Below are 26,442 nucleotides of genomic sequence, written 5' to 3' on the forward strand. Positions count from 1 at the left end.
CCATCTGGAGGAGCGACTTGGCCGGTTGGCAGGAGCGCAACATCTCCACGACCAGTGCGTATGATCACACCATCGCTTTTGGTGACGACGACGTCGTTGGGCTGGGCGGGAAGCGGAATGCGCCGAACGAGCCGTGAAGCCTTCAAGTCCACTTCCCACAATTCACCATTGTCCGAAACAAGGTGTCGTAAGCCCGACAAGACGTATAAATAGCCCCGATAAGTGAAGCCACCAATGACATTGCCTCGCGCCAACATGATCCGTTGGCCGGGTCTGGCGATATAAAGGGCCCCGCCCCACTCACCGTTATTGGTGCCAACTAACCAACCGTCATGCCAGCCGGCGAGGAGAGTGACCCTTCCACCGCCGTCTACAAAGGGGATCACGGCGGACTCGGGTACGGGGCCTTTGGGACGAGGCAAGACGAGACGACGTGCACCTTTGCCAACCGTCGGCAGGGGAGCCAAAGGCGAAGCTACAATCAGTTCCGGACCAGTTAGATGTCCATGCCAAGTCAGTTGGTTGCTCGGGGCCTGCCGACTCTGGGCTGAGACGCTAGCCGTTGCAGCGAGTAGAACAAAAAGGGCGCAAAGCGGCTGAGCGGCGGTCATGTCAGCATCATCTATGATTTGCACAGCGTGTGCAATTGGGTGACTCGATGCTGATCAGCGCCTCCATTCAGTTTGACGCAAAACTTTTTGAGTTTTGCATCAAACTGGGGACGGTCGGGCGGCGCGGCGGGGGGCCGTTTGAGGTGGTGCGCTGGGGGTGTCTGGTTTTGGAATCGGCCTCCAGCTCTCCAACCAACCCTGGACCCTCAGGCAAAGCTCTGGCGCAGGCCGTCGATCACGAACTGGGTGGCGAGCGCGGCCAAGATGACGCCGAGGATGCGGGTGATCATCGCTTCCACCTTGTGCCCCAGGATGCGCATCAGCGGCCCGGCGGCGAGCAGCGACAGGAGCAGGATCAGCAGCATCGATCCGAGTGCTGCGAACACGATCAGGGTTTCGGTCAGGCCTTGCGCCCGCGCGGTCAGCAACATGGTGGTCGCGATCGATCCCGGGCCGGCGATCATGGGAATCGCCATGGGAAAGACCGAGATATCCTCGCCCTCCAGCGGGCGGGCCTCGGCCTCCGCTTCCCGCCGGACGCCTTCCGCGCGCTCCTCGCGGCGCTGCGTGCGTTTTTCGAACACCATTTCCAGCGCGATCAGGAACAGCATGATCCCGCCGGCGGTGCGAAACGCGTCCAGGCTGATCCCCATCGCCGACAGGAAGCGTTCGCCCACCAGCGCGAACACCAGCAGGATGCCCGCGGACACCATCACCGACCGGAACGCCATCGCGCGGCGATGTTCGGTCGAGGTGCCGCGCGTCAGCCCCGCGAAGATCGGCGCGCAGCCCGGCGGATCGATCACCACGAAGAAGGTGACGAAGGCGGACAGGAACAGGGTGAGCATCAGAGCGCCGGCGCCGGCAGGCCGGAACGCGCATGCGCGGCGACCAAGGTGTTGCGCAGCAAGACCGCGATCGTCATCGGCCCCACCCCGCCCGGGACCGGCGTGATCGCGCCCGCGACCGCCAGCGCCTCGTCATAGGCGACGTCGCCTACCAGCCGGCGGCCATGCGCATCGTCGACCCGGTTGATGCCGACGTCGATCACCGTCGCGCCGGGTTTCAGCCAGTCGCCACGGATCATTTCCGCCCGCCCGACCGCCGCGACGACGATATCGGCCCGCGCCACGACGGATTTCAGGTCGCGGGTCCGGCTGTGCGCGATCGTGACGGTGCAATTGCGGTCGACCAGCAGCTGCGCCATCGGCTTGCCCACGATGTTCGATCGGCCGATCACGACCGCGCCGAGGCCCGAAAGATCGCCCAGCACCTCCTCCAGCAGCAGCGCGCAGCCCAGCGGGGTGCAGGGCACGAAACCGGGCGCGCCCACCGCGAGCCGGCCGGCATTGACGACATGGAACCCGTCGACATCCTTGTCGGGATCGATGGCGGCGATCACCGCCGCCGCATCGATGTGGCGCGGCAAAGGCAGCTGGACCAGGATGCCGTCGACCGCGGGATCCGCGTTCAGATCGCCCACCAGAGCCAGCAGTGCGGCTTCGGTCGTTTCCGCCGACAGGCGATGTTCGGTGCCGATCATGCCGGCCGCCAGTGTCGCCTTCCCCTTCGACCGGACATAGACATCGCTGGCGGGGTCGGTGCCGACCAGCACCACGGCGAGGCCGGGCGCGCGGCCGGTGCTGTCCACGAACGCGGCGACGCCGGCGGCGACGCGGGCACGGAGGGCTGCGGCATGGGCCTTGCCGTCGATGATGCGGGCAGTCATCGCGCGATCAGCCGTACAGGCTGAGTGCGATCTGCGGCAGGATGATCTGGCGCAGGATGTAGATCAGCAGGATTACCACCATCGGCGACAGGTCGAGCGCGCCGAAATCCGGCAGGATGCGCCGGATCGGCCGGTAGAGCGGTTCCGTGATCCGATCGAGCGCATACAGCACCTGCCGCACGAAATCGTTCGAGGTGTTGATGACGTTGAACGCGATCAGCCAGCTGAGGATCGCCTGCGCGATGATGATGTAGAGCAGCAGGCCGAGCAGGAGATTGATGATCTGGAGGATGGCGATCATGGCGGCTCCGCACATGCGAGGGGACAGGCGAGGGCCTTAGCGGGGGGCGCGGTTGCGGGCAATGGCGGGGGACAAGGAGATGTTCTTCCCCGACATCATCGTCATCCCGGCGGACGCCGGATCTCGTGAAGGTGAAGTGCTTGCCCCAGGCCCAAGGGAGATCCCGGCATGCGCCGGGATGACGGCAACAGCGACATCACCCCTGTCGCACCAAGGTTCCCGCACCCTGGCGAGTGAAGATTTCGATCAGCATGGCATGCGGCACGCGGCCGTCGAGAATGACGGCGGCGTCCACCCCGCCTTCGACCGCATCGACGCAGGTTTCCAGTTTCGGGATCATGCCGCCGGTGATGGTGCCGTCGCGGCGCAGGGCGGCGATGTCGGTCGGGGTGAGGTCGGACAGCAGCGCCTTGTCCTTGTCGAGCACGCCGGCCACGTCGGTCAGCAGGAACAGCCGTTCGGCACCGAGCGCGATCGCCAGCGCACCGGCCATGGTGTCGGCATTGATATTGTAGGTATGGCCGTCCTCGCCGATGCCGATCGGCGCGACCACCGGGATCATGCCCGATTTGGACAGCGTGTCGAACAGCCGGCGATCGATATCGACCGGTTCGCCGACGAAGCCGAGATCGACCACCTGTTCGATCATGCTGTCGGGATCGATGCGGGTACGGCGCACCTTCTCGACGGTGACGGCATTGCCGTCCTTCCCCGATATGCCGACCGCGCGGCCGCCGGCGCGGCCGATCCAGCCGACCAGTTCCTTGTTGATCGCGCCCGACAGGACCATTTCGGCGACCCTGGCGGTCTGCGCATCGGTCACGCGCAGGCCGTCGACGAAGGTCGATTCGACGCCCAGCGTCTTCAGCATCGCGCCGATCTGCGGCCCGCCGCCGTGGACCACCACCGGATTGATCCCGACCGCCTTCAGCAGCACGATATCCTGCGCGAAATCCTCCGCCGCGGCAGGATCGCCCATGGCGTGGCCGCCATATTTCACGACGAAGGTCGCGCCGGCATAGCGCTGCAGATAGGGCAGCGCTTCGGTCAGCGTCTCCGCCTTGGCGAGCAGCGCGGGATCGGGGGCGTGGTTCGTCATGTCCGCGCCCTTAGCGGGATGCGGATGCGAACGTAAGGGATTTAGACCCCCTGCGTCCGATCCATGCGCCGTCCCAATCCGACGAACAGATAGATGAGCGGCGGCACCAGGACGATCGAGAGCGTGACCTTCGCCAGCATCTGCCCGGCGAGCAGGCCGGCGATGTCGCGTTCCCCCAGGAAGGAGATCGAGATGAACAGCAGCGTGTCGATCACCTGCGACGCGGCGCTGGCCACCATGGCGCGCAGCCAGAGCATGCGCCCCGAACCGCGCGCCAGTCGGGAAAAGATGTAGACGTTGAGCGTCTGCGACGTGCCATAGGCGATCAGCCCCGCGATCATCATCCGGGCGCCCTGACCCACCACGATCGGAAAGGCATCGATCGCGGGCGGATACATGCCGGGATCGGTCGGCAGCGCCAGCACCAGCTGGATCAGCAGCGCGGACATGATGAGCGGCACGAAGCCGTAGCGCACCATCCGGTCAGCCGCCGCCCGCCCATGAAGTTCGGCGATCGCGCTGCCGATCACGACCAGCAGCAGGAAGGCGAAGATGCCCGCTTCCACCGCCAGCGGGCCAAGCGCCACCTGTTTCACGCCCAGCACGCCGGCGATGCACGTCATGCCGCCATACAGGATCGAAAACAGGAACAGGGAGCGCGGGATGAGGGCGGATGGCGGGCTCGACATCGCCAGCCTGCTAACCGGTTTCCGGCGACGGCGGAAGAGGGTGGGGGTGGTGCGTCGCGAAGGGCTGTTCGTTCGGTCCGCGACGTGTATCTTTACAACGCATTCCGATCGCCTGGTGAAAGTCCCCGAACCTCATGATGAAATTCCTGATCGGCCTGGCGGGCATCGCGGTGATCCTGGGGCTGGCCGTGCTGCTGTCGTCCAATCGCCGGGCGATCCGGCTGCGGGTGGTGGGGGCGGCATTCGCGGTGCAGGCCGGGATCGCGGTGCTGGTGCTGTATGTGCCGGCCGGACGGCGCGTGCTGCAATTCCTGTCGGGCGGTGTGTCCAACCTGCTCGGCTATGCCAATGCCGGAACCAGTTTCCTGTTCGGGCGGCTGGCGGCGGATCCCCTGGGCCAGAACTTCGCAATCCAGGCGCTTCCGGTCATCATCTTCTTCGCGGCCCTGGTGTCGATCCTCTATTATCTGGGCATCATGCAGTTGATCGTGCGCTGGATCGGCGGCGGCATCGAACGCGTGATCGGCGTGTCGAAGGTCGAATCGCTGTGTGCGGCCGCCAATATCTTCGTCGGGCAGAGCGAATCGCCGCTGGTGATCCGTCCCTATCTGGCGGGGTTGACCCCGCCGCAACTGTTCACCGTGATGACCAGCGGGATGGCCGGCGTGGCGGGCACGATCCTGGCGGCTTATGCGTCGATGGGCATTCGCGTCGACTATCTGCTGGCGGCATCGTTCATGGCGGCGCCGGGCGGCATCCTGATGGCGAAGATCATGATGCCGGACGGGCCGTCTGCCCCGGCCGGCGAATTGCCGCTGGGCGATGTCCGGGAAGAACAGCAGATCGCGATGGCGGAGGCGACGCACGACGAGGAACGCCCCGCCAACATCATCATGGCCGCGTCGCAGGGCGCACAGACCGGCGTGCGGCTGGCGGTGGCGGTGGGCGCGATGGTGCTGGCGTTCGTGGCGCTGGTGGCGCTGGCCAACGGATTGCTGACCGGTATGGGCATGTGGTTCGGCATCGAGGGCCTGACGTTCCAGCGGCTGCTCGGCTATCTCTTCGCCCCCGTCATGTACCTGCTGGGGGTGCCCTGGCACGAAGCGGGAATCGCCGGCGGGCTGTTCGGGCAGAAGATCGTGCTGAACGAGTTCGTCGCCTATATCTCGCTTGGCGAACAGCAGGCGGCGCTATCGCAGCGGACGGTCGCGATCATCACCTTTGCGCTGTGCGGGTTCGCCAATTTCAGTTCGATCGCGATCCAGATGGCGGTTACCGGCAGCCTGGCCCCCAATCAGCGCGCGACGATCGCGAAGCTGGGGTTGCGCGCGCTGGTGGCCGGCAGCCTGGCGAACCTGATGAGTGCGGCGTTCGCGGGGCTGTTGCTGGGGTGAGGCGAATGGGGATTGCCGGATCATCCCAACTCCGTTCGATTCGCGCGCGTCGAGAACATGGCGCGAGGTTCTCGACAGGCGCGAACCGAACGGATCGGGGTACGGCGCGCCCCGGTCAGCGCGTCGGCACCGGGGTTTCACCCGAATAGTCGTAGAAGCCGCGGCCGGTCTTGCGTCCCAGCCAGCCGGCCTCGACATATTTGACGAGCAGCGGCGCCGGGCGGAACTTGGGATCGCCGGTGCCGTCGAGCAGGACGCGGCAGATGTTGAGGCAGGTGTCGAGGCCGATGAAGTCCGCGAGCGTCAGCGGGCCCATCGGGTGGTTGAGGCCGAGGCTGACCGCGGCATCGATGTCGGGGATCGTGGCGACGCCTTCGCCCAGCGCGAAGCACGCCTCGTTGATGAACGGCAGCAGTACGCGGTTGACGATGAAGCCGGGGGCGTCATTGGCGTGCACCACGGTCTTGCCGAGCGCCTTGGCATAAGCCTCCACCTTCGCGACGGTAGCATCGGCCGTGGCGAGACCGCGAATCAGTTCGATCGGGCGCATCACCGGCACCGGATTGAAGAAATGCACGCCCATGAACCGCGCGGGGTCGGGCGCGGCTTGGGCGAGGCGGGTGATCGGGATCGACGAGGTGTTGGTGGCAAGAACCGCATTCGTGCCCAGCACCGCGCCGACGCGTTCGAAGATCTGGCGCTTGATATCCTCGCGCTCGGTCGCGGCCTCCACCACCAGCATCGCGGGCGCCATGGCGGCGACGTCATCGACCGGTTCGATGCGCGCCATCGCCGCCTGCGCATCGGCCGCGGACAGTTTTTCCTTCGCCACCAACCGGTCCAGCCCGCGGGCGATGCCGTCGCGGCCCTTGATCGCGGCGGCCAGCGAGATGTCGGACAGCAGGACATGATATCCCGCCTGCGCCGAGACCTGGGCGATGCCCGCCCCCATCTGGCCCGCGCCGATTACGCCGATCGTTTCCATGCCGTCCTCCTGATCCTGTCGGCATCGCCTCTACCGGCCGGACGCGGCGGCGGCTAGACGGGGTGGCAATCGCGCGGCGCTTATGCTTTAGCCGCGCCAACTTTCCGCTGGACCCAGAGGACGTAGCGCCCATGAACATCCATGAATATCAGGCCAAGGAACTGCTCGCGAAGTTCGGCGTCGCGATTCCGGCCGGCTATGCCGCGATGACCGTCGACGAAGCCGTCGCCGCCGCCGAACGCCTGCCCGGGCCGCTTTATGTCGTGAAGTCGCAGATTCATGCCGGCGGACGTGGCAAGGGCAAGTTCAAGGAACTCGGCCCCGACGCCAAGGGCGGCGTCCGATTGTCGAAGACGCTGGACGAGGTGCGCGCCAACGCGACCGACATGCTGGGCAATACCCTGGTCACGATCCAGACCGGCGATGCGGGCAAGCAGGTCAACCGGCTGTACGTCACCGATGGCGCCGATATCGCCAAGGAATATTACCTCTCAATGCTGGTCGACCGCGCCAGTGGCCGGATCGCGATGGTCGTATCGACCGAGGGCGGCATGGACATCGAGGCGGTGGCGCACGACACGCCCGAGTTGATCCACAGCATCGTCATCGACCCGGTCGAAGGGTTCCAGCCGCATCATGGCCGTGCGGTCGCGTTCGCGCTGAAGCTGAAAGGCGACCTCTACAAGCAGGCCATCCAGGTGGCGGGCCAGCTGTATGCGGCGTTCATGGCGTCCGACATAGAGATGCTGGAGGTGAACCCGCTGGTCGAGACGACCGACGGCAAGCTGCTGGTGCTGGACGCCAAGGTGTCGTTCGACGGCAATGCGCTGTATCGTCACAAGGACATCTTCGCGCTGCGCGACGAATCCGAAGAGGATCCGGCCGAGATCGAAGCGTCGAAATACGACCTCGCCTACATCAAGCTGGACGGCAATATCGGCTGCATGGTCAACGGCGCCGGGCTGGCGATGGCGACGATGGACATCATCAAGCTGAACGGTGCGTTCCCGGCGAACTTCCTGGACGTGGGCGGCGGCGCGTCCAAGGAGAAGGTGACGGCGGCATTCAAGCTGATCCTGTCCGATCCGGCGGTCGAGGGCATCCTGGTCAACATCTTCGGCGGCATCATGCGCTGCGACATCATTGCCGAGGGCATTGTCGCGGCGGCCAAGGAAGTGAACCTGTCGGTGCCGCTGGTCGTCCGGCTGGAGGGCACCAATGTGCAGCAGGGCAAGGACATTCTGGCGAACAGCGGCCTGCCGATCGTCAGCGCCGACGATCTGGGCGATGCCGCCAAGAAGATCGTGGCGCAGGTGAAGCAGGCGGCCTGATCCGACTTCAGGGGGCGGGTGACGGCCGCCCCCCGCCTCGCGTCGGCGGATCGCCGGCGCGACATTGCGGCATGGGACATCCTGTCCCTTTACGTTCACGTCAACCGGCTGCTATGGGCCGTTCAACCGCGCTTGGCGTCAGAGTCGGGCACGCAAACGCTGGAGGATGTCACCCATGAAGATCCTGGTGCCCGTGAAGCGGGTGATCGACTATAACGTGAAACCACGCGTCAAGGCGGACGGTACAGGCGTCGACCTGGCCAACGTCAAGATGAGCATGAATCCGTTCGATGAGATCGCGGTCGAAGAAGCCATCCGGTTGAAGGAAAAGGGCGTCGCGACCGAGATCGTGGCGGTGTCGATCGGTGTCCAGAAGGCGCAGGAGACGTTGCGCACCGCCCTGGCGATGGGCGCGGACCGGGCGATCCTGGTCCAGACCGAGGACGCGGTCGAACCGCTGGCGGTCGCGAAGATCCTGAAGGGCATCGTCGCGGAGGAGCAGCCGGGTCTCGTGATCCTGGGCAAGCAGGCGATCGACGACGACAGCAACCAGACCGGTCAGATGCTGGCCGCGCTGCTCGGCTGGGGCCAGGGGACGTTCGCATCCAAGGTCGAGGTGACGGGCGACACGGTGACCGTGACCCGCGAGGTCGATGGCGGGCTGGAGACGGTGAGCCTGACGACGCCGGCGATCATCACCACCGATCTGCGCCTGAACGAGCCGCGCTATGCATCGCTGCCCAATATCATGAAGGCCAAGTCGAAGCCGATGGCGACGAAGGTACCGGCCGATTACGGTGTCGACACCGCGCCGCGGCTGACCACCACCAAGGTCGTCGAACCGCCGAAGCGCACCGCGGGCATCAAGGTGCCGGACGTCGATACGCTGGTGGCGAAGCTCAAGGATATGGGAGTGGCAGCATGAAGACGCTGGTTTGGGTCGAACATGACGGCGCCGCCGTCAAGGACGCCACGCTGTCCGCCGTGACCGCGGCGACGCAGATGGGCGAGGTCCACCTGCTGGTCGCGGGGCAGGGCGTCGATGCGGTCGCACAGGCCGCGGCGCAGATCGCCGGCGTCGGCAAGGTCCATGTCGCCGATGATGCCGCCTATGCGCATGCACTGGCGGAAAACATCGCGCCGCTGATCGTCGAACTGATGGGGCATCACGACGCGTTCGTGGCGCCCGCGACCACCACCGGCAAGAATGTCGCGCCGCGCGTGGCGGCCCTGCTGGACGTGACGCAGATCAGCGACATCCTGTCGGTGGAAAGCGATGGCAGCTTCACCCGCCCGATCTATGCCGGCAATGCGATCGCGACGGTGAAGTCCGCCGATCCCAAGCTGGTGGTGACGGTGCGCGGGACCGCCTTTGCCAAGGCGGCGACCAGCGGCGGTTCCGGCACGGTGGAGGCCGTTTCGGCGGCGGGCGACCAGGGATTGTCGCGCTTCGTCGGGTCCGAGATCGCATCGTCGGACCGGCCGGAGCTGACCTCCGCCAAGATCATCGTGTCGGGCGGCCGGGCGCTGGGATCGGAAGAGAAGTTCCACGAAGTGATCGATCCGTTGGCCGACAAGCTGGGCGCGGGTGTCGGCGCAAGCCGCGCGGCGGTCGATGCCGGCTATGCCCCCAACGATTATCAGGTCGGGCAGACCGGCAAGATCGTCGCACCGGAAGTCTATGTCGCGGTCGGCATTTCCGGCGCGATCCAGCATCTGGCCGGCATGAAGGATTCGAAGGTCATCGTCGCGATCAACAAGGACGAGGATGCCCCGATCTTTCAGGTAGCCGACATCGGACTGGTCGGTGACCTGTTCAAGCTGGTCCCGGAGCTGACCGGGAAACTTTGACGGGAGCGGGGCCATCGCCTGGTGGCCCGCTTCACCGGCCGGCGAGAGCGAGACGGGCATGACCGCGATGTTCCCCAATCCGGCGACGCATGGCGGATTCTATGTTGCGATCGCGGTCGGCGTGGTGGCGTTGCTGATCGCCCGGCGCATACCGATCCTGCGGACGATCGTGGCGCTGGCCGGTTGGATGCTGATCGCGGCGCTGCTGGTGGTCGCGCTGGGACGCCAGCCGATGATCGATCCCTATGTGGACCGGATTATGGCATTTCTGAAGATCGACGGGCAGACCGTGGTCGGCAAGGAAGTGCGGGTCCGGATGGCGCCGGACGGGCATTTCTGGATCCGCGTCCGGATGGGTGGTGTCGAACGCCGCATGCTGGTCGACAGCGGCGCGACGTTCACGGCCCTGTCCGCCGCGACCGCCGCCGCGGCCGGGATCACGCCCGAGGGCGGCGTTCCGGTGCTGATCAACACCGCCAACGGCACGATCCGGGCCGAAAGCGGGCGCGTACCCGAATTGCGGTTCGGCACGATCGTCGCGCGCGATCTTTCGGTCGTGATCTCACCCGCGTTCGGCGACGTGAGCGTACTCGGCATGAACTTCCTGTCGCGGCTGCAATCCTGGCGCGTGGAAGGACAGACGCTGATCCTGGTGCCGCACCATCCGCAGGCGCCGCCAACCGCCGCCTGACACGTCACTTCTTGCGCTTCCGTTTAATCGCGACAGGGATTAAGCTGACGGCATGATCGCCGTCCGCCCTTCCGCGATCCGCGCGTCTTGAGGAGCGGCGCCGGCTTCCTTCGCGGCGGCGGGCGGGCCACGGCATTGATTCACGCGCGGGACTGGTCCGGGCATCCGTTGGGGCTGCCCGAACGCTGGCCGGGGGCGCTCTGTGCTGCGCTCGGTCTGATCCTGCCCGCGCCCGACGCCATGATGCTGTGCTGGGGTCCGGAGCGGCATGTCTTCTTCAACGACGCGTTTTTCCCGCTGATCGGAGCGCATCCGTCTCTGGCGATGGGGGAGTGCCTGGATCATGTCTGGCCAGACGCGATGGAGCAGGCGCGCGCCGTGATCGAAGCGGTGATGGCGGGAGACAGTGTCCGCCATGTCGACATTCCCTGGACACTGCCGATCGATGGCGATGCAGCGGAAAGCTGGTGGAGTTTCTGCTGCTCACGCGTTCTGGACCGCGATGGCGCCATGGCGGGGTCGCTGATCGTGGCGAACGAAACCACCGCACGCATGCGGACGGATGCGGCGCTGGGCCGGAGCCGAGCCGAACGGGATCGCGCGATCGATGATCTGCGCGTTCTGAACCACCGGATGGAGCGGCGCGTGGCCGAGCAGACCGCAGACCATGATCTGCTGGCGACCATCGTTCAAACGACCGACTCCCTCGTGAACGTGCTCGATCGCGATTTCCGCTGGATGGCGATGAATCGGGCCGCCGTCGACGAGTTCGAGCGGGTTTATGGCGTGCGGCCGGCGGTGGGTGACAGGATCCTGGACCTGTTGGAAGACTGGCCCACCCACCGGACGGAGGTGCAACGCTATTGGGGGCGCGCCTTGGCCGGTGAAGAATTCACCGCGGTCAGGACGTTCACGCGCCGGGGGGAGAGCAGCCCGCGCAGCTATGAGATGAAGTTCAATACGCTGCGTGATCCGGACGGCGCGCCGATCGGGGCGTTCCAGATTTCGACGGACATCACCACCCGGATCCTGAATGCGGCGGAGCTGGACGAGACGCGCGAGGCGTTACGGCAAAGTCAGAAGATGGAGGCGGTCGGACAGCTGACGGGCGGGCTGGCCCACGACTTCAACAACCTGCTGACGGCGATCACCGGTGGGTTGGAACTGCTTCACATCCGCTTGCAGCAGGGACGCCATGATGAACTGGATCGCTATGTGGCGATGGCGCAGGCCGGTGCCAACCGCGCGGCGGCGCTGACGCAGCGGCTGCTCGCCTTTTCCCGGCGGCAGACGCTGGCGCCCACGATCGTCCGGATCGACGCGCTGGTAAACGGGATGATCGAGATCGTCGATCGCACCCTGGGACCCGCCATCGACCTGCATGTCGTTGCCCCCGACGATCTGTGGCCGGTGCTGGTGGATGCGCCGCAGATGGAGAACGGGTTGCTCAACCTGTGCATCAACGCACGCGACGCGATGCCGGATGGCGGACGCCTGACGATCACGTCTGCCAACGATGTCCTGAAGGACATGGACGCCATCGAACGCGATCTGCCGCCGGGGGACTATGTGCTGCTGTGCGTGACCGACAGCGGGCAGGGCATGCCCCCCGAAATCGTGCGACGCGTGTTCGAGCCGTTTTTCACGACTAAGCCGATCGGTGAGGGAACCGGGCTGGGATTGTCGATGCTGTATGGCTTCATCCGCCAGTCCGGTGGCCAGGTGCACCTGCAGTCCGAGGTCGGGCAGGGCACCACCATCTGCCTGTACCTTCCGCGTCACAGCGGCACCGACCGGCCCGAGGAAGCAGCCACGCCGCGCGACGCCGTCGCGCATGTCGCGACGGGGGCCACCGTGCTGGTGGTGGAGGATGCGGCCGCGATCCGGTCGCTGATGAGCGAGGCGTTGGGCGAGGCCGGATACCGCGTGCTGGAGGCCGCGAACGGAGCCGACGGTGTCGCGATGCTGCGGTCGGATATCGCGATCGACCTGCTCGTCACCGATGTCGGACTGCCCGGCGGGCTGAATGGCCGGCAGGTGGCGGACGCCGGCCGGGCGGTCCGCCCCGACCTGCCGATCCTGTTCGTGACCGGCTATGCCGCCAGCGCCGCCGTCGGTGCGGGGCAGCTGGAGCCTGGGATGACGATCCTGACCAAGCCCTTCACGATCGCGCATTTCACGCAGTGCGTGCATGCGTGCATCGGTATGCCCGGCGACATGTGACGTCGGGCGAGGATCGCCGCGCGCCAGGGTCATGCATATTCAGGTGCAGAGCGCCGCCGACAGCAGCCGGTAGGCCGCGCCCCTGCCCTGCCAGATCTCGCCAAAGTCATAATCGGCGTCGTCGGTGAACGCGACGACCATGCGACCGAGATCCGGGGCGATGATGTTGCGCGCCTGCACCCCGCCAACGCTGCCGCGGCGTTCGATCAGCCGGACGTCGCCTTTGCAGCCGGCCAGCCGCGCCGGAAAGGACCAGGCGCCGAGCGCACCATAGCCGATCTTCGGATCACCCTGCCACAGGACCGTCCTTGCGCCCCGCGATAGCAGCCGATCGTCGATCAACGCCCGGTCGAAGGCGACCAGATCCCGTGCGGAGCCGATCATGGCACCGGCCGGGCCGTAGGTAGCGAGATTTTCGCGAGGGACGGGCCGACCCTGCGACCGGCCCGGAACCGGCAGTTCGAAGGGGCGTGCCATGTGCAACGACGCCATGTGCAACGGCCGCCGCACCCGCCGTGCGAGCAGGGTCGCGAACGGCAGATCGCTGACGCGTTCGAGGATGGCGCCGATCACGATCGTATCGCAATTATTATAGCTGAACTGCGTTCCCGAAGGCGGCTTTCCCGGACCGGCGCAGAAGCCATAGGCATCGGCCCGGCCCCCGACCCCCGCACCGCGGCGGGTGTAGAATGCGGTCCCGGGCGGATTGCCGGGCATGTCGTTGCTGTTCGGCAGGCCGGACATATGCTGCAACAGCTGGCGGATCGTCGCCCGCCCGGTATCCGCATTGGGGAAATCGGGAAGCCGGTCGATGATCCGGTCATCGAGAGACAGCCGGCCGCGGTCGACCTCCATCATCACGAGCGCGGCGGTGACCTGCTTGCTGACCGATCCCCATGGCCAGATCGCACTATGCGGCGCGGTGCCGAGGCGTTCGTCGAACAGAATATGCGTACGATCAGCGACCAGGATCTGTCCCGAGAAACCGGGAACGGCACCGCGCACCGCCGATGGCAACGGTCCGCTGCTTGTGCCGCCGGCCGCCATCAATCCCATGAGCGCCAGCATCTTCGCGATCAACGGCATCCTGTTCCCCCCGGTTCGACCGATGACAGGATGCTAGGCCGATTGTCCGCCTTGTCCATGACCGTCAGGGCCCCGGTTCAGGACGGGTCGCAGCGGGCAAGGGCTTCCTCGACCTGGTCAGCCCAAGCGCCGCGGGCTTCGTACAGGCCAAGTTGGGCGCTGGTGCGGGCAACACGCTCGGCGGGGCTGGCCGGCATCGCCTGACTGCGCAACGGTTTCGGACGCGCGGCGCGCAATCTGCGGATTTCGGCGGCGGTGGGACAATGTTCGATCGTTTGAGTGACCACAGGCACCTTCACCGTCACCTCCGCCCTGGCGGGTTGCTGCGGGAGTACCCGGACCGGCGCCGCCGGGGTCGCGACGTGCGGCGCGGTTGGCCGGGCACAAGCCGCCAGCAGCACGCACAGCAGCAGCGACGGGAGGACGCGCCGCATCATTTCCACCCGTTCCAGGCGGCACGGCTGTCCTGATCGATGATCTGGGCATCACCGGCGGCGGTGCCGGTGCTCTGCGTATGGCTGAGCCGGGCGATTTCCGCCTTGGCGGCGTCCGGGCGCAGCGGCGAGGCCGCCTGCGACCCGCCGGTTGCCGCATCGTCGCGCGGTGGCACCGGCCGGGTCGCCACCATGGCGGTTGCCGCATCGCGCGACGCGATGATGTTCGCCAGCGCACCGGACGCATCGGCAGGGGCCATCGTGGCATCCTGATCCGACGCGGCCGCAATCTGGTGCAGCATTGTCGCCTGCCACGTCCGAAGCGCCGCTGCCTCGCGCCGGGATTCGGACCAGGACCAGCCGAGCAGCACCAGACCGGCGCATGCGAGCACGAGTGCAGCCCAGGGCAGCGCGCGCCTTATGTTCCGGTCGGTTGAAATCATCATGTCCTCGGCCCGTCGACGCACGCTGTCTAGCGCAGGTTCGGGTTTTGATCCAAGACCATCGTGACGGAGCCGATCAGATCGCCAACGGCGTGACATAACCCGTCAGTTCGAGATAGCCACGGCCGCCCCGGGTGCGCACCGCCCCCTCCCAATAGACCGGCAAACCGCCGGCGCGGCCATCCAGTTCCTGCGCGTCGAACAGCGGGGTCAGCCGGAATCGGCGCACCCCTTCGGGCAGGCGTACCGCCAGTTCCTGGTCGACGGGATAGACGGCCCCGGTGGCGGGTGAGCGCCAGCGGCGGCGTGTGGTGAGCGTAACATCGCCCGGTGCGAAGCGAACGATCCGGCCGTCGGGACGGCGGAGCGATCCGCCCGCCCACAGCGTCCCCCCGGTCCGCCCGCGAATGCGGAATGCCATGAGCGCGGATCCGTCTTCCAGGTTGAGGCCGGTCCAGTCCCACCCCGCCGCGCGCGGATCCAGATAGCGCGACGACCATTCCCGATCGAGCCAGGCGGTGCCGGTGACGCGCACGGCCTTGCCCCCGCGCAGCACCGTTCCCGCGACGCGAAGCTGCGGCACGGAATAATAATGGCTGGCGTCCGCGGGATCCGGCCCCTTGCGGCTATAGCCGCCAACGCCCTGCAACATCGGCGGCTGGGTGGGGGTGAAGGCAAGCGCGAGCGTGAAGCCCCTGGCCGGAACGTGGGTGGTGAAACGACCGTCGGGAAGCCGCCGGAACTGCCAGTCGCGAATGGCGACGGCAGCGTCGCCGGTGGCGGCCTGCGCCAGCCCGAACCCCGCCCGAGCCGCGCGCTGATCGTGCAGGAGGCGGCCGGTGGCAGGATCGGACAGGCCGGCATGCGCGAAGATCAGCTGGCGCGGCGCGAACGCGCTGCGGTTGGCAGAATCGACCGGCAGGCGCGAACGGAAGAAGGTGACTTGAAAACCGAGGTCCTCGCCATCGGCTGTCCGCAGCCAGCCGGTCGCATACCACCATTCGGTGCGATAGGCGGGATGGGCACCATGATCGGCCGGAAATGCGATCGGTACGCCAGGCCGGACCACCGGATAGTCGGTGGCGGGTGCGGCGGCGGCGAGCAGCAGCAGCGCGAGCAGGCGGAAAAGCGCGCGCATCACCAATCCTCTCGCACCGCACGCACCGCGTCGATCGCCACAGCGCGGCGGCCGGCCAGGATGGCGGTGGCCGCGGCGGCCAGGACGAGCGCGCCCGCCACGCCGCTGACCAGCCCGATCGGCACGCGCGTCGTCATCGTCCAGTTGAAGGATTGCGGGTTGACGACGTGGATCAGGACCTGCGCCAGGCCAAGCCCCAACAGGATGCCGGCGACGCCGCCGACCAGGCCCAGCAGCGCGCCTTCCGTCGCCAGCATCGCGATGATCTGCCCACGTCCGGCGCCGATGTGGCGTAACATGCCGAATTCGCGGATGCGGGCGATCGTCTGCGCCGAAATGGTGGTGGCGACACCTGCCAGCCCGACGATCACCGCCACCGCTTCGAGGACATAGGTGATCGCGAAGCTGCGATCGAACAGCCTGAGCGCGAAGGCGCGCAGCGTCGCGGGACGCGCGATCGACACGCTGCCCGCCAGTTCGGCCGGTGCTGCGGCGGTGAGCGCGCGGCCGACGCGGGTCGGATCGGCGCCGGGCCGGAGCGTCACCGCGCCTTCGTCGCGGGCGATATCCCCGGTCAGGCGATCATAGGTGGTGCCGTCGATCGCGATCGCGCCCTGTTGCCGCGCATAATCACGCCAGATGCCGGCAACGGTAAACCGCGTTCCCCGGCCGACCGGCAACGCGATGTGATCGCCCCGGTCGAGATCGAGGCGGCGGGCGGCGGGTTCGGACAGCCAGACCGGCACCGTGCCGGCAGGGACCGGGACAGGGGGATCGATCAGCGGCAGGGTGGCGTCGATCGGGCGTGCGATCAACGTCATCGGCGGCTGATCCGCCGCCAGCGTCACCGGAATCTGCCGGGTGAAGGCGATGGCGGCGACGCCGGGCTGCGCGCGGAGGCGGGCCTGCGCCGCGGGATCGAAGCCGCCGGTGCCGCCTTCGACGCGCAGATAGAGATCCGCCGACAGGACGTCGCCCAGCCAGTCGTCCACTGCGCCGCGGAAGCTGGTGACCATCACCGCCATGGCGATCATCAATCCGGTGCTGGCGACGATGCCGCTGAGCGCGACGGCGGCCTGCCCCGGTGCGCCCCGGAGATGGCGGATGGCGAGATCGACCGCGGGCCGGCCGGTCGCACGGCGATCGAACGGCGCCAGCAGCGCGCGCGCCAGCCAGGGCGTCGCCGCGACTCCCCCGGCGAGCAGCAGCGCCATCGCCCCGTAGCCGAGCAGCGGCAACCCGCCGATGGCGGGCATGAGCGCCGTGACGATGCCGGCCGCGATCAGCAGCAGCGGCATGCGCCACCGCACCGGCGTGCGGGGATCGATGACGTCGCCGGCATTTTTGAGCGCGACCGCGGGTGCCGCCCGCGCGGCGGCGCGCGCGGGAACGATGCTGCCCGCCAGAGCCGCCGCCAGACCAAGCGCGGCGAACAGGGCGGCGGCGGCGGGATCGAAGCGCAGCTGCGGTGCCACGCCGCCGAAGTATCCGGCGCCGAGATCGCCGCCGAACCGCGCCAGCGCCACCGAGGCCAGCGCATAGCCGAGCGCCAGGCCCGACAGCGTGCCGGCCACACCCACGATCAGCCCTTCGATCGCGACCTGTACCAGGATCCCGCCGCGCGGCAGGCCGAGCGTGCGGAGCAGCGCGAAGCTGCGCATCCGCCGCGTGACCGACAGCGATTGCGCCGAATAGACCAGAAAGCCCCCGGTCAGCAGCGCGACCAGCGCCAGCATATCGAGATTGACGCGGTAGGCGCGGCTGAGCGCGGCGCCCTGTTGCGCATCGCTGCCGGCAGTGGCGAGCGTGGCGGCGGGGGGCAACGCGCCGGCAAGTGTGCGGCGGACGATGGCGGCGTCGGCGCCTTCACCCAATTTCAGGTCGATGCGATCGATTCGCCCGATCCGATCGAACCGCCATTGTGCAGTGGCGATGTCGGTCACGGCGATACGCCGTCCGGCCTCCACCGCCGGAAGCACGCCGGCGATGCGGAGCGGGACCGTGCGACCATGGGCCGTGATCCGGATGGTGGCGCCGATCGGCATGCGGATCGCCTGGAGCGCGGCGCGCGACAGAAAGACCGCCCGGTCATCGAATGGAGCAGCGGTCGCACGATCAGGCCCGGCGACGGGCTGTCCGATCAGCGCGGGCGTTACCTGCCCCGCGCGCAGGATGTCGAGCCCGATCAGGGTCAGCGGGGTGCCGCCCGCGGCGGCGCGCAGTTCGACCACCGGGCTGGCGTCGGCAATGCCGGGCAGGGTGGCGACACGCGGATAGAGTGCCTCGTCCATCCCGATCGGGGTGGCGGCACGCACCTGAAGATCGGCGTCGCCGTTCACCGCGCGCACCGCCTGCCCGAACGCGTCGAGCGCCGACCCGTTGACCAGATGCACCGCAAACCCCAGCGCGACACCGACCGCGATCGCCAGCGCCGCGACCAGGACGCGCGCGGGGTGGGCGCGCCATTCGCCGGCGATCATCCAGCGCAGTGCCAGCGGCGGCGCGACCAGGTCAGCCGACATGCGGGACCAGACCGGCGGCCGTCAGCAGCAGCGTGCGATCGGCGATCGCGGCGGCGACCGCGCTGTGCGTGACGATCACCGCGCCGGCGCCGCGGCTGCGCACCGTATCGGCGAACAGGGCCAGGATGCGGTCGGCGGTTTCGGGATCCAGATTGCCGGTCGGTTCGTCGGCCAGGATCAAGGCGGGGTCATGCACCAGAGCACGCGCGATCGCGATCCGCTGCAACTCGCCCCCCGACAGGTCCTTGGCATAATCCGCGCCGCGATCCCCCAGGCCGACCAGATCGAGCAGCGCGTCGGCGCGTGCGGTGGCGGCGCGTGCGCGCACCCCGCCAAGCGCGAGCGGGAGCGCGACATTCTGGCGGAGCGTGAGGTAGGGCAGGATGTGAAAGGCCTGGAACACGAAGCCGATCCGGTCGCGCCGCAGCCGGGTCGCGGCGGCTTCGTCCATATCCGACAAGGGGCGGCCTTCGATCGCGACCGTGCCATGATCCGGCCGGTCCAGGCCGGCGATGATGTTGAGCAGCGTCGATTTTCCGACACCGGATTCACCCATGATCGCGATCAGTTCGCCCTTGCCGACGGTCAGGTCCAGCCCGTGGAACAGCGATCGCCCGCCGGGCACGGACTTGGCGAGACCGGCGATGTGGAGAAACGGTGTCATGGGAAGGCGGTAACGCGAAGCGGGGGCGCTTGTCTCCCTCTGCCCTTGCACTTGCCCTGCCAAAGGCTGATTTAGGTTGAAACAAACGGAGAGTGCGCGTGGCGGCTGGTGGCATGGGTGGTTTCGACTGGGCGGACCCGTTCCTGATCGACGATCAGTTGAGCGACGAGGAGCGGCTGATCCGCGATACGGCGGCGGCCTATGCCCAGGAAAAACTGGCGCCGCGGATCGTGGCGGCATTCCGGGACGAGCAGACCGACCCCGCGATCTTCCGCGAAATGGGCGCGCTGGGGCTGCTGGGGCCGACGGTGCCGGAGGAATATGGCGGTGTCGGCGCATCCTATGTCGCCTATGGCCTGGTCGCGCGCGAGGTGGAGCGGATCGACAGCGGATACCGGTCGATGATGTCCGTGCAGTCGTCGCTCGTGATGTATCCGATCCATGCCTATGGCTCGGAGGAACAGCGTCGCAAATATCTGCCGCGCCTGGCCTCGGGCGAACATATCGGTTGTTTCGGGCTGACCGAGCCGGAGGCGGGATCCGATCCCGGCGGCATGACCACCCGGGCCGAAAAGGTCGCGGACGGATACCGGATCAGCGGGGCCAAGACGTGGATCAGCAACGCGCCGATCGCGGACGTGTTCGTGGTGTGGGCCAAATCCGACGCGCATGGCGGCGCGATCCGCGGGTTCATTCTGGAAAAGGGCATGGCCGGGCTGTCCGCGCCGAAGATCGAAGGCAAGCTGTCGCTGCGCGCGTCGATCACCGGCGAGATCGTCATGGATGGCGTGGTGGTGGGCGAGGAGCAGTTGCTGCCCAATGTCGCGGGGCTGAAGGGGCCGTTCGGTTGCCTCAACCGCGCGCGATACGGGATCAGCTGGGGCACGATGGGTGCGGCGGAGTTCTGCTGGCATGCGGCGCGGCAATATGGGCTGGACCGCAAGCAGTTCGGGCGACCGCTGGCGGCGACCCAGCTGTATCAGAAGAAGCTGGCCGACATGCAGACCGAGATCGCGTTGGGCCTGCAGGCGTCGTTGCGCGTCGGGCGGCTGATGGATGAGGGCCGGTTCGCGCCGGAGATGGTGTCGATCGTCAAGCGCAACAATTGCGGCAAGGCGCTGGATATCGCCCGGGCGGCGCGCGACATGCACGGCGGCAACGGGATATCGGGTGAATATGGCGTGATGCGCCATGTGATGAACCTGGAAACCGTCAACACCTATGAAGGCGCGCATGACGTGCATGCGCTGATCCTGGGACGGGCGATCACCGGCATCGCGGCGTTCTGACACCGCGCCCCGGCATCCGCCGGGGCTTATTTCCGCGGGGCGCCCTCGGCAAAGGTGACCAGGCTTTCCGCGCCATCCTGCGACAGAGCGGAGACGCCGAAGAAGGTGTCGTCGATGTTGATGTTGCGCAGCATGGTCGAAAGCGTACCGGCGGCGACATCGCGCCGATCGGTCCAGTCGGACTTGTCGGCGCGGCGCCAGCGAATGCGATAGCCGGCGGCGGCAGGCACGGGGTTCCAGGCCACGGTGGTATCCGCCTTCAGCGCGCCGGAGATGGTGACGCCGGTCGGTGCGGCCGGGGCGTTCGCCAATTCCCGCGCAACCGCGATGTTGAGCGCCGTGACCTTCGCGAGATAGGGAAAATCGACGCCGGCGATCGTGTCGCCATAGACGACACCGTTTTCGGTACGCAGGTCCTGATGCTGGTGATCGTAATTCTCGACCGCTTCGCTGAACCGCACCGCGGGGTAGCCGGCTTCCATGAACGGGGTCTGATCGCCGCCGCGGCTGAAGCGATCCGGGCGGTGGACGGTCACGACCTCCAGCGTCGCCATCTGCGGCGCGCCGATGCGGCGCACGAGCTTGGCAAGCGCGCGGGATGGGCCGTCATCTTCCGCCCCGATCGCCCGCGCGGCCTTGACCGCGGGCAGGTCGGCCGCGGCGGAGACACCTTCGCTGAACACGCGGACGCGGTTGTCGACATGGTCGCCGCCCTGGCCATGGGAGTTGCCGACGATGTCGTTGTTGAGCACCCCTGCGACCTGCCACCCGCGCGCCTTTGCCGTGGCGGCGAGCAGCTTGCCACCCCAGAGCCCTTGTTCCTCGCCTGACAGAAGCGCGTAGACGATCGTGCCGGCAAATCTTTCGCGGGACAGGATGCGGGCGGCCTCGATCACCAGCGCGCTGCCGGAACCGTCGTCATTGGCGCCGGGCGCGTCGTGGACGGCGTCCATCACGTCGGTGACGCGACTGTCGATATGACCCTGGATGATGATGACGCGGTTCGGATCGCCGGTGCCGCGCTGAATGGCGATCACATCCTCCACTACCACGCCATCCGGCGCGCGGGGACCGGTGAAGCGATCGGCGATGCGTTCGATCTTCAGGCAGTTTCCGCAACTGCGGCCGATCGTCGCGAACCGCTTTGCCGCCCAATTCCGCGCGGCACCGATGCCGCGCTTGGGATCGGTCGCCGACGACAAGGTATGGCGCGTTCCGAACCCGACCAGCGCGGTGATCGTACGGTTGAGTTCGGCGGGATCAGGGGCGGGCGCGGCGGCGATCAGCGACAGGGCGGCAGCGGCAAGGAGTGGGCGTTTCATGATACGGACGGTGCGGCACGCCGGTGGCGGGGGTCAAGCCCCCGTTTCGACGGCGCGCGCCATCAATCGGCCGCTTCGGGATGCTGTGCCCGGTCCTTCGCGGCGATCTTCTGCGCGTCCGCGGCCTTGCGGTTGGTGTAGAGCAGCGCGGCGACGATCGCGGCCGACCCGATTCCGACCGCAGCGCCGGCAATCACGCGGCGGGTGGTGGAGTCGCCGGTGCTGTCGGGCTTTGGCGGGGTCGGCGGGGTGGGGGGTGTCGGTATGTCGGCATGCGGGCGCGGTGCGGGATGCGCGGGGAAGGGGGCGGTCGCGGCATCCGGTATCGGGGGCGTATGCGACATCGGGCATTCCTCTCTTCGTGACGATATCGTGACAACGTGATGTGTCGGTTGCGGTTTCAATCGGTTAACGCGGATAAGGCGCCGAAACTGAACGGAGACTGTCGCATGATGCGCTTGCGGATCGCAATATCGCTGTTGATCGGTGCCGTGGCCGTATGCCCGGCGGGTGCGGAGACGATCCTGTTCGTGGGCAACAGCTTCACCTATGGCGCCAATTCAGCGGTGCAGCATTACCAACCGGAGCGTGTGACGGACCTGAACGGAGAGCGGGTCGGCGGGGTGCCCGCGCTGTTCAAGACGTTCGCCGACGCGGCCGGCCTATCCTATGAGGTCAGTCTGGAAACCGCGCCGGGTAAGGGGCTGGACTGGCACATGGCGGAACGGCGGGGGCGGATCGACCGGCATTGGGATCATGTCGTGCTGCAAAGCTACAGCACGCTGGACGCGGACCGACCGGGGGACCCGACGACGCTGATCGCGTCGGTTCGGCAACTGGCCGCGCTGTTCCGCGCGCGCAATCCGGCGGTCGACCTGCGCCTGGAGGCGACCTGGGCGCGGGCGGACCAGACATATCGACCGGGCGGATACTGGTATGGTCGGCCGATCGCGGCGATGACCGAGGACGTCCGGCGGGGCTATGATCTGGCGGGGAAGGGCGTGCGCGCGGCGGTGGTGCCGGTCGGTCAGGCATGGACGCTGGCGATGACCACCGGCGTCGCGGACCCCAACCCGTATGACGGAACGACATATGGGCAAGTCGATCTGTGGAGCTGGGATCAGTATCATGCCAGCAACGCCGGCTATTATCTGTCGGCGCTGACCCTGTTCGGCAGCATCACCGGGCGGGATCCGACCCTGCTGGGCCGGCAAGAGCGGGCCGCCGCCGAACTGGGGCTGTCCCCCGATCAGGCGGCGGCGTTGCAGCGCGTGGCGCGCGACATGCTGATCGAGGAGCGCGCGCGGCCCTGAGCGATCAATCCTCGCGGGGTTCGAACGCGAGCGCCGCCGAATTCATGCAGTAGCGGAGGCCGGTTTCGCCCGGGCCGTCGGGAAAGACGTGGCCGAGATGGCCTTCGCAGGCGGCGCAGCGCACTTCGGTCCGCACCATGCCATGGGCGCGGTCGACCAGTTCCTCGACCGCGGCGGGATCGGCGGGGGCGGTGAAGCTGGGCCAGCCGCTGCCCGAATCATATTTGTGCGCGCTGTCGAACAACAGCGTGCCGCAGGCGGCGCAGTGATAGTCGCCGGGCCGCTTGTTGGCGTTATATTCGCCTGTGAACGCGCGTTCGGTACCGGCCTGGCGCAGCACCTGATATTGTTCGGGTGTGAGGGCCGCGCGCCATTCGGCGTCCGATTTCTGAATCTTTTCCATGACAATAATCTGGGAAGCGGCTGGTCCGCCGTCAATGCCCGATGCGGGTGGCGCGGGCCGCGATCCGCGCGATGCCCGGCAGGGTGGCGAGCAGCCGGGCCATCGGCCCGCGCCAGCGCGGATGTTCGGCAAGATGGCGGATGCCGCCCGCTACCGCGAGCGGGCGTCGGGCACGCGCGGCGAAGGCGCGTTGCCAGCCCATCGCCGCCTGGGGCCCGCCGCGAAGATAGGCGGCGGCGGCGGATCGACCGCTGGCCAGTGCGATCGCGACACCGTCCCCCGCCAGCGACGCAATCACAGCCGCCTGGTCGCCCAGCCGGAACAGCCCCGCCTCGGTCTCGGTCGCGCGCCAGCCATAGGGAACACCCGCGATCGCGTTCCAGCCGGTGGCGGTGGCGGTGCGTTCCGCCAGCAGGGGCGCGCGGTGCTGAAGTTCCAGGAGCAGCGCGTCGATCCCGCCGGAGCCGACCCGGTGCGCCTCCACCGACAGGCAGAGATTGGCGCGGCCATCCTCCTGCAGCAGGATGCCGGCATAGCCGCCGTCGAACGCGTGGAGTTCGATGATGCCGTCCAGCGCGGCGGTCAGCGGGCGGGAGGCGGGCAGCGCGGTGCGGAACCCGATCGACGGTGCGGCGGCCCGCGGGCGGGCGGCACCGCGCAGTTCATGCTTGCCGGTGGCGAGGAACAGCGCGTCACCGGTGGCGGTGCCGCCATCGGCAAGGCGCAGGGTGGTGCCGATCGCCTCCCGGATCGTCACGCCGCGTTCCAGCCCGACGCCGGCCGTCACCGCCAGATCAAGCAGCGCCTCGTCCAGCCGGCGGCGCGACAGGCCGGCGGCGGGGTGCGGCAGCGCGGTTTCGATCCGGCGTCCGCCCGCGATCATGCGGATGCGCGTGATCGGATGCGCGCCCAGCGCCGCCGGATCGATCCCGAGCGCCGCGAGATTGGCGAGCGCATCCCAGCCGAGGAACGCGCCGCATACGACATCATGCGGGCCGGTGGTGCGTTCCAGCAGGCGGGGCGCCGCCCCACCGCGCGCCAGCAGGATCGCCGCCGTCGTTCCCGCCGGCCCGCCGCCCGCGACGAGCGGGGTCATCGCACCCGTTCCACACACAGCCGGAACGGAAAGCGGCGCACGATCCTGGCCGCGGGGCCGATACCCGCGTCCGCGAGGATCGCCGACCAATCGGCCGGACGAAAGGCGCGGGCGATCGACAGCCGGCCATCGGCGCGGACGATCGGATGCCAGCGCATCAGCCGCGCGAGCAGGGGATAGCCGGCATAAGCGATCCGGTGGCGGTGCAGATCGTTGACGATCCAGCCGGCCGCGGCCTCCGCCTCCATGAAGCGCAGAAAGGCGCGCAACTGGTCCGCCGTCATGTGGTGGGCGACGAGGCTGGATGCGATCACGTCCCAGCCCTGTCCCGCCAGATCGGCATAGTCCCCGGTGCGATAGTCGATGTCGAGGCCCGCGGCGGTGGCGGTCCGCGCCGCGGTGGCGCTGTTGGGATTGAGATCGATCCCGACCAGTTCGGCGACGATCCCGCGCCGCGCGGCCCAGCGGGCGATGGCGCGCAGCATGTCGCCCTCGCCATAGCCGACATCCAGCAGCCGGAGATGCGTGCGGTTGCCGATCGCACGATCGAGAAACGCCAGGGTCGGGCGGCGAGCCAGCGTGATGCTGTTCACGGTCGCGAGATCGGCCAGCACGGCGGCATAGTCCGCAGCGGGCAGATCGGCGGCGTCCATCGCCTCCTCCGCCGTGCTGCGAACCGCAAGCGTCATGCGCGCAGGAACCGGAAACCGTCCGCCGCGAGGCCCGGCCCGAACGCGACCGCCAGGCCGGTGCGCGCGGTGGGACGATCGAGCAGATCGGCCAGTACGAACATCAAGGTGGCGGACGACATGTTGCCATAGCGCCGCAGCACCCCACGCGATTCGGCCAGCGCCTCCGGTGGGAGCGCCAGCGCCTGTTCCACCGCGTCCAGGATCGACCGGCCCCCGGCATGGACGGCCCAGGCGTCGATCATGTCGGCGCCGTGCGGGAGCAGCCGGGCACGGAAGCGCGGATCGGCCAGCGCGCGGTTGATGTGGCCCGGCACCTCCCCCGACAGGTGCATCGCGAAGCCGGTATCGCCGATCGCCCAGCGGATCAGATCGGCCGTATCGGGCAGCGTGGCCGCGAACGGCCGATCGATCGCAAAGCCGCCGGGTTCCGCCGTCACCAGCGCGGCGGCGGCGCCATCACCGAATTGCAGCATCGCCAGCAGGGGTTCGAGCGTATCCGCGGGTTGCAGGTGCAGCGTCGACAATTCGACGGTGACCACCAGCACGCGCGCCGCCGGTTCGGACCTGACGATATGGTGCGCGGTGCGCAGCGCCACGACCGCGGCGTAGCAACCCATGAACCCGACCAGCGTGCGTTCGACGTCAGCGGCAAGGCCGAGCCGCGCCGCCAGCACCTGATCCAGGCCCGGCGCCATGAACCCGGTGCAGCTTGCCACCACCAGATGCGTGATGCCGTCCAGCGCGACCTGATCCGCCAAGCCGCGGATCGCCTGTAGCGCCAGAGCGGGGGCAGCATCGGCATAGATGTCCATGCGGGCGGAGGTTGGCGGCAGCGGATCGACCGCATAGAAGCCGCCGTCCGCGACCGGCGACCCGCCGTCCGCGGTAGCCGGTAGCACCGACCAGCGCGCAGCGATACCGGAGCGCTGATCCATCCGCCGGAACAGTAGTGATTCGCGGCGATCCCGCAGGCGCGCGCTGGCCCAATCGACGAACGCGCGGTGAATGTCATGGGACGGGACGGCAGTGCCGATCGCGTGGATATGGGCGGCAGGCGGCGGCACTGGGACTCCCTGAACTGGATCTATGACATGGGGAAACGCTTCGACATTGCCAATAGGGTCCGACCGCGGGCA

The 26,442-nt window shown here is 67.9% G+C and carries 26 protein-coding genes; 8 read left to right on the plus strand and 18 right to left on the minus strand.

The window, feature by feature from the left end:
• Positions 1 to 817: 817 nt before the first annotated feature.
• The 5 genes from VF649_RS04625 to VF649_RS04645 all read right to left on the minus strand — a co-directional run bounded on the left by VF649_RS04625 (position 818) and on the right by VF649_RS04645 (position 4,429).
• Positions 818 to 1,459 carry a MarC family protein gene (locus VF649_RS04625; RefSeq protein ID WP_331010785.1) on the minus strand — a complete coding sequence of 214 codons (642 nt, stop codon included), beginning with the start codon at positions 1,457 to 1,459 and terminating at the stop codon, positions 818 to 820.
• Positions 1,459 to 2,340 (minus strand): bifunctional methylenetetrahydrofolate dehydrogenase/methenyltetrahydrofolate cyclohydrolase FolD, encoded by an 882-nt coding sequence (gene folD / locus VF649_RS04630; RefSeq protein ID WP_331010786.1) that lies wholly within the window; start codon positions 2,338 to 2,340, stop codon positions 1,459 to 1,461. The genes VF649_RS04625 and folD overlap by 1 nt, the downstream gene beginning before the upstream one ends.
• A gap of 7 nt (positions 2,341 to 2,347) precedes the next feature.
• On the minus strand, positions 2,348 to 2,641 hold the full coding sequence (locus VF649_RS04635; RefSeq protein ID WP_331010787.1) for a YggT family protein: 294 nt from the start codon (positions 2,639 to 2,641) through the stop codon (positions 2,348 to 2,350).
• Positions 2,642 to 2,837: 196 nt separating this feature from the next.
• The gene (gene argB, locus VF649_RS04640; RefSeq protein ID WP_331010788.1) at positions 2,838 to 3,740 is read right to left on the minus strand and encodes an acetylglutamate kinase; all 903 of its coding nucleotides are present in this window, start codon (positions 3,738 to 3,740) and stop codon (positions 2,838 to 2,840) included.
• A 41-nt stretch (positions 3,741 to 3,781) separates the two neighbouring features.
• The gene (locus VF649_RS04645; protein WP_331010789.1) at positions 3,782 to 4,429 is read right to left on the minus strand and encodes a queuosine precursor transporter; all 648 of its coding nucleotides are present in this window, start codon (positions 4,427 to 4,429) and stop codon (positions 3,782 to 3,784) included.
• A 137-nt stretch (positions 4,430 to 4,566) separates the two neighbouring features.
• Here VF649_RS04645 and VF649_RS04650 point away from each other — a divergent pair, with 137 nt between their 5' ends.
• Positions 4,567 to 5,823, plus strand: a complete 1,257-nt coding sequence (locus VF649_RS04650; RefSeq protein WP_331010790.1) for a NupC/NupG family nucleoside CNT transporter — start codon at positions 4,567 to 4,569, stop codon at positions 5,821 to 5,823.
• Between the two features lie 115 nt (positions 5,824 to 5,938).
• Here the strand turns inward: VF649_RS04650 and VF649_RS04655 are convergent, their stop codons facing one another.
• Complete coding sequence (locus VF649_RS04655; RefSeq protein ID WP_331010791.1) at positions 5,939 to 6,808, minus strand: 3-hydroxyacyl-CoA dehydrogenase NAD-binding domain-containing protein; 870 nt, start codon at positions 6,806 to 6,808, stop codon at positions 5,939 to 5,941.
• Between the two features lie 131 nt (positions 6,809 to 6,939).
• Between VF649_RS04655 and sucC the strand changes: the two genes are divergently transcribed.
• The 5 genes from sucC to VF649_RS04680 all read left to right on the plus strand — a co-directional run bounded on the left by sucC (position 6,940) and on the right by VF649_RS04680 (position 12,904).
• Entirely contained in the window at positions 6,940 to 8,139 is a 1,200-nt protein-coding gene (sucC, locus tag VF649_RS04660; protein ID WP_331010792.1) for an ADP-forming succinate--CoA ligase subunit beta, read from the plus strand.
• Between the two features lie 175 nt (positions 8,140 to 8,314).
• Positions 8,315 to 9,064 carry an electron transfer flavoprotein subunit beta/FixA family protein gene (locus VF649_RS04665; RefSeq protein WP_331010793.1) on the plus strand — a complete coding sequence of 250 codons (750 nt, stop codon included), beginning with the start codon at positions 8,315 to 8,317 and terminating at the stop codon, positions 9,062 to 9,064.
• Positions 9,061 to 9,990, plus strand: a complete 930-nt coding sequence (locus VF649_RS04670) for an electron transfer flavoprotein subunit alpha/FixB family protein (protein WP_331010794.1) — start codon at positions 9,061 to 9,063, stop codon at positions 9,988 to 9,990. The genes VF649_RS04665 and VF649_RS04670 overlap by 4 nt, the downstream gene beginning before the upstream one ends.
• 58 nt (positions 9,991 to 10,048) lie before the next feature.
• A complete protein-coding gene (locus tag VF649_RS04675) occupies positions 10,049 to 10,681 on the plus strand; it encodes a retropepsin-like aspartic protease family protein (RefSeq protein WP_331010795.1) in 633 nt (210 codons plus the stop codon).
• A gap of 135 nt (positions 10,682 to 10,816) precedes the next feature.
• The gene (locus tag VF649_RS04680) at positions 10,817 to 12,904 is read left to right on the plus strand and encodes a PAS domain-containing protein (protein ID WP_331010796.1); all 2,088 of its coding nucleotides are present in this window, start codon (positions 10,817 to 10,819) and stop codon (positions 12,902 to 12,904) included.
• A gap of 39 nt (positions 12,905 to 12,943) precedes the next feature.
• On the opposite strand, the gene VF649_RS04685 is transcribed toward VF649_RS04680, so the two are convergent.
• The 6 genes from VF649_RS04685 to VF649_RS04710 all read right to left on the minus strand — a co-directional run bounded on the left by VF649_RS04685 (position 12,944) and on the right by VF649_RS04710 (position 19,191).
• Positions 12,944 to 13,990, minus strand: coding sequence for a serine hydrolase domain-containing protein (locus VF649_RS04685; RefSeq protein ID WP_331010797.1), 1,047 nt, complete (start codon positions 13,988 to 13,990; stop codon positions 12,944 to 12,946).
• Positions 13,991 to 14,067: 77 nt separating this feature from the next.
• A complete protein-coding gene (locus tag VF649_RS04690) occupies positions 14,068 to 14,424 on the minus strand; it encodes a hypothetical protein (RefSeq protein WP_331010798.1) in 357 nt (118 codons plus the stop codon).
• Complete coding sequence (locus VF649_RS04695; protein WP_331010799.1) at positions 14,424 to 14,867, minus strand: hypothetical protein; 444 nt, start codon at positions 14,865 to 14,867, stop codon at positions 14,424 to 14,426. Before VF649_RS04695 ends, VF649_RS04690 begins: the two co-directional genes overlap by 1 nt.
• Before the next feature lie 76 nt (positions 14,868 to 14,943).
• Positions 14,944 to 16,005 carry a carotenoid 1,2-hydratase gene (locus VF649_RS04700; RefSeq protein ID WP_331010800.1) on the minus strand — a complete coding sequence of 354 codons (1,062 nt, stop codon included), beginning with the start codon at positions 16,003 to 16,005 and terminating at the stop codon, positions 14,944 to 14,946.
• Complete coding sequence (locus VF649_RS04705) at positions 16,005 to 18,527, minus strand: FtsX-like permease family protein (RefSeq protein WP_331010801.1); 2,523 nt, start codon at positions 18,525 to 18,527, stop codon at positions 16,005 to 16,007. The genes VF649_RS04700 and VF649_RS04705 overlap by 1 nt, the downstream gene beginning before the upstream one ends.
• Positions 18,517 to 19,191 (minus strand): ABC transporter ATP-binding protein, encoded by a 675-nt coding sequence (locus tag VF649_RS04710; RefSeq protein ID WP_331010802.1) that lies wholly within the window; start codon positions 19,189 to 19,191, stop codon positions 18,517 to 18,519. The genes VF649_RS04705 and VF649_RS04710 overlap by 11 nt, the downstream gene beginning before the upstream one ends.
• A gap of 113 nt (positions 19,192 to 19,304) precedes the next feature.
• Here VF649_RS04710 and VF649_RS04715 point away from each other — a divergent pair, with 113 nt between their 5' ends.
• Positions 19,305 to 20,480, plus strand: coding sequence for an acyl-CoA dehydrogenase (locus tag VF649_RS04715; protein ID WP_331010820.1), 1,176 nt, complete (start codon positions 19,305 to 19,307; stop codon positions 20,478 to 20,480).
• Positions 20,481 to 20,506: 26 nt separating this feature from the next.
• On the opposite strand, the gene VF649_RS04720 is transcribed toward VF649_RS04715, so the two are convergent.
• Positions 20,507 to 21,802 (minus strand): M28 family peptidase, encoded by a 1,296-nt coding sequence (locus VF649_RS04720; RefSeq protein WP_331010803.1) that lies wholly within the window; start codon positions 21,800 to 21,802, stop codon positions 20,507 to 20,509.
• Positions 21,803 to 21,864: 62 nt separating this feature from the next.
• The gene (locus VF649_RS04725; RefSeq protein WP_331010804.1) at positions 21,865 to 22,146 is read right to left on the minus strand and encodes a hypothetical protein; all 282 of its coding nucleotides are present in this window, start codon (positions 22,144 to 22,146) and stop codon (positions 21,865 to 21,867) included.
• A 105-nt stretch (positions 22,147 to 22,251) separates the two neighbouring features.
• Between VF649_RS04725 and VF649_RS04730 the strand changes: the two genes are divergently transcribed.
• Entirely contained in the window at positions 22,252 to 23,115 is an 864-nt protein-coding gene (locus VF649_RS04730; RefSeq protein ID WP_331010805.1) for a DUF4886 domain-containing protein, read from the plus strand.
• Positions 23,116 to 23,119: 4 nt separating this feature from the next.
• Here VF649_RS04730 and msrB read toward each other — a convergent pair whose 3' ends face one another.
• Genes msrB through VF649_RS04750 form a run of 4 tightly spaced genes read right to left on the minus strand, consistent with a single transcriptional unit; the run spans position 23,120 to position 26,370 of the window.
• Positions 23,120 to 23,518 carry a peptide-methionine (R)-S-oxide reductase MsrB gene (gene msrB / locus VF649_RS04735; RefSeq protein ID WP_331010806.1) on the minus strand — a complete coding sequence of 133 codons (399 nt, stop codon included), beginning with the start codon at positions 23,516 to 23,518 and terminating at the stop codon, positions 23,120 to 23,122.
• Between the two features lie 31 nt (positions 23,519 to 23,549).
• A complete protein-coding gene (locus VF649_RS04740) occupies positions 23,550 to 24,614 on the minus strand; it encodes an oxidoreductase (protein ID WP_331010807.1) in 1,065 nt (354 codons plus the stop codon).
• On the minus strand, positions 24,611 to 25,303 hold the full coding sequence (locus VF649_RS04745) for a methyltransferase domain-containing protein (protein ID WP_331010808.1): 693 nt from the start codon (positions 25,301 to 25,303) through the stop codon (positions 24,611 to 24,613). Before VF649_RS04745 ends, VF649_RS04740 begins: the two co-directional genes overlap by 4 nt.
• Positions 25,300 to 26,370: a type III polyketide synthase gene (locus VF649_RS04750; protein WP_331010809.1), complete on the minus strand. Its 1,071-nt coding sequence runs from the start codon at positions 26,368 to 26,370 to the stop codon at positions 25,300 to 25,302. The genes VF649_RS04745 and VF649_RS04750 overlap by 4 nt, the downstream gene beginning before the upstream one ends.
• Between the last annotated feature and the right edge of the window lie 72 nt (positions 26,371 to 26,442).

Source organism: Sphingomonas sp. (genome assembly GCF_036387535.1).
Lineage (GTDB): Bacteria > Pseudomonadota > Alphaproteobacteria > Sphingomonadales > Sphingomonadaceae > Sphingomonas_R.

What these genes read in the sequence shown, in the direction of transcription:
- VF649_RS04625 (WP_331010785.1), bottom strand. Translation starts at nt 1,459, where the DNA reads ATGCTCACCCTGTTCCTGTCCGCCTTCGTCACCTTCTTCGTGGTGATC.
- folD (WP_331010786.1), bottom strand. Translation starts at nt 2,340, where the DNA reads ATGACTGCCCGCATCATCGACGGCAAGGCCCATGCCGCAGCCCTCCGT.
- VF649_RS04635 (WP_331010787.1), bottom strand. Translation starts at nt 2,641, where the DNA reads ATGATCGCCATCCTCCAGATCATCAATCTCCTGCTCGGCCTGCTGCTC.
- argB (WP_331010788.1), bottom strand. Translation starts at nt 3,740, where the DNA reads ATGACGAACCACGCCCCCGATCCCGCGCTGCTCGCCAAGGCGGAGACG.
- VF649_RS04645 (WP_331010789.1), bottom strand. Translation starts at nt 4,429, where the DNA reads ATGTCGAGCCCGCCATCCGCCCTCATCCCGCGCTCCCTGTTCCTGTTT.
- VF649_RS04650 (WP_331010790.1), top strand. Translation starts at nt 4,567, where the DNA reads ATGAAATTCCTGATCGGCCTGGCGGGCATCGCGGTGATCCTGGGGCTG.
- VF649_RS04655 (WP_331010791.1), bottom strand. Translation starts at nt 6,808, where the DNA reads ATGGAAACGATCGGCGTAATCGGCGCGGGCCAGATGGGGGCGGGCATC.
- sucC (WP_331010792.1), top strand. Translation starts at nt 6,940, where the DNA reads ATGAACATCCATGAATATCAGGCCAAGGAACTGCTCGCGAAGTTCGGC.
- VF649_RS04665 (WP_331010793.1), top strand. Translation starts at nt 8,315, where the DNA reads ATGAAGATCCTGGTGCCCGTGAAGCGGGTGATCGACTATAACGTGAAA.
- VF649_RS04670 (WP_331010794.1), top strand. Translation starts at nt 9,061, where the DNA reads ATGAAGACGCTGGTTTGGGTCGAACATGACGGCGCCGCCGTCAAGGAC.
- VF649_RS04675 (WP_331010795.1), top strand. Translation starts at nt 10,049, where the DNA reads ATGACCGCGATGTTCCCCAATCCGGCGACGCATGGCGGATTCTATGTT.
- VF649_RS04685 (WP_331010797.1), bottom strand. Translation starts at nt 13,990, where the DNA reads ATGCCGTTGATCGCGAAGATGCTGGCGCTCATGGGATTGATGGCGGCC.
- VF649_RS04690 (WP_331010798.1), bottom strand. Translation starts at nt 14,424, where the DNA reads ATGCGGCGCGTCCTCCCGTCGCTGCTGCTGTGCGTGCTGCTGGCGGCT.
- VF649_RS04695 (WP_331010799.1), bottom strand. Translation starts at nt 14,867, where the DNA reads ATGATTTCAACCGACCGGAACATAAGGCGCGCGCTGCCCTGGGCTGCA.
- VF649_RS04700 (WP_331010800.1), bottom strand. Translation starts at nt 16,005, where the DNA reads ATGCGCGCGCTTTTCCGCCTGCTCGCGCTGCTGCTGCTCGCCGCCGCC.
- VF649_RS04705 (WP_331010801.1), bottom strand. Translation starts at nt 18,527, where the DNA reads ATGTCGGCTGACCTGGTCGCGCCGCCGCTGGCACTGCGCTGGATGATC.
- VF649_RS04710 (WP_331010802.1), bottom strand. Translation starts at nt 19,191, where the DNA reads ATGACACCGTTTCTCCACATCGCCGGTCTCGCCAAGTCCGTGCCCGGC.
- VF649_RS04715 (WP_331010820.1), top strand. Translation starts at nt 19,305, where the DNA reads ATGGGTGGTTTCGACTGGGCGGACCCGTTCCTGATCGACGATCAGTTG.
- VF649_RS04720 (WP_331010803.1), bottom strand. Translation starts at nt 21,802, where the DNA reads ATGAAACGCCCACTCCTTGCCGCTGCCGCCCTGTCGCTGATCGCCGCC.
- VF649_RS04725 (WP_331010804.1), bottom strand. Translation starts at nt 22,146, where the DNA reads ATGTCGCATACGCCCCCGATACCGGATGCCGCGACCGCCCCCTTCCCC.
- VF649_RS04730 (WP_331010805.1), top strand. Translation starts at nt 22,252, where the DNA reads ATGATGCGCTTGCGGATCGCAATATCGCTGTTGATCGGTGCCGTGGCC.
- msrB (WP_331010806.1), bottom strand. Translation starts at nt 23,518, where the DNA reads ATGGAAAAGATTCAGAAATCGGACGCCGAATGGCGCGCGGCCCTCACA.
- VF649_RS04740 (WP_331010807.1), bottom strand. Translation starts at nt 24,614, where the DNA reads ATGACCCCGCTCGTCGCGGGCGGCGGGCCGGCGGGAACGACGGCGGCG.
- VF649_RS04745 (WP_331010808.1), bottom strand. Translation starts at nt 25,303, where the DNA reads ATGACGCTTGCGGTTCGCAGCACGGCGGAGGAGGCGATGGACGCCGCC.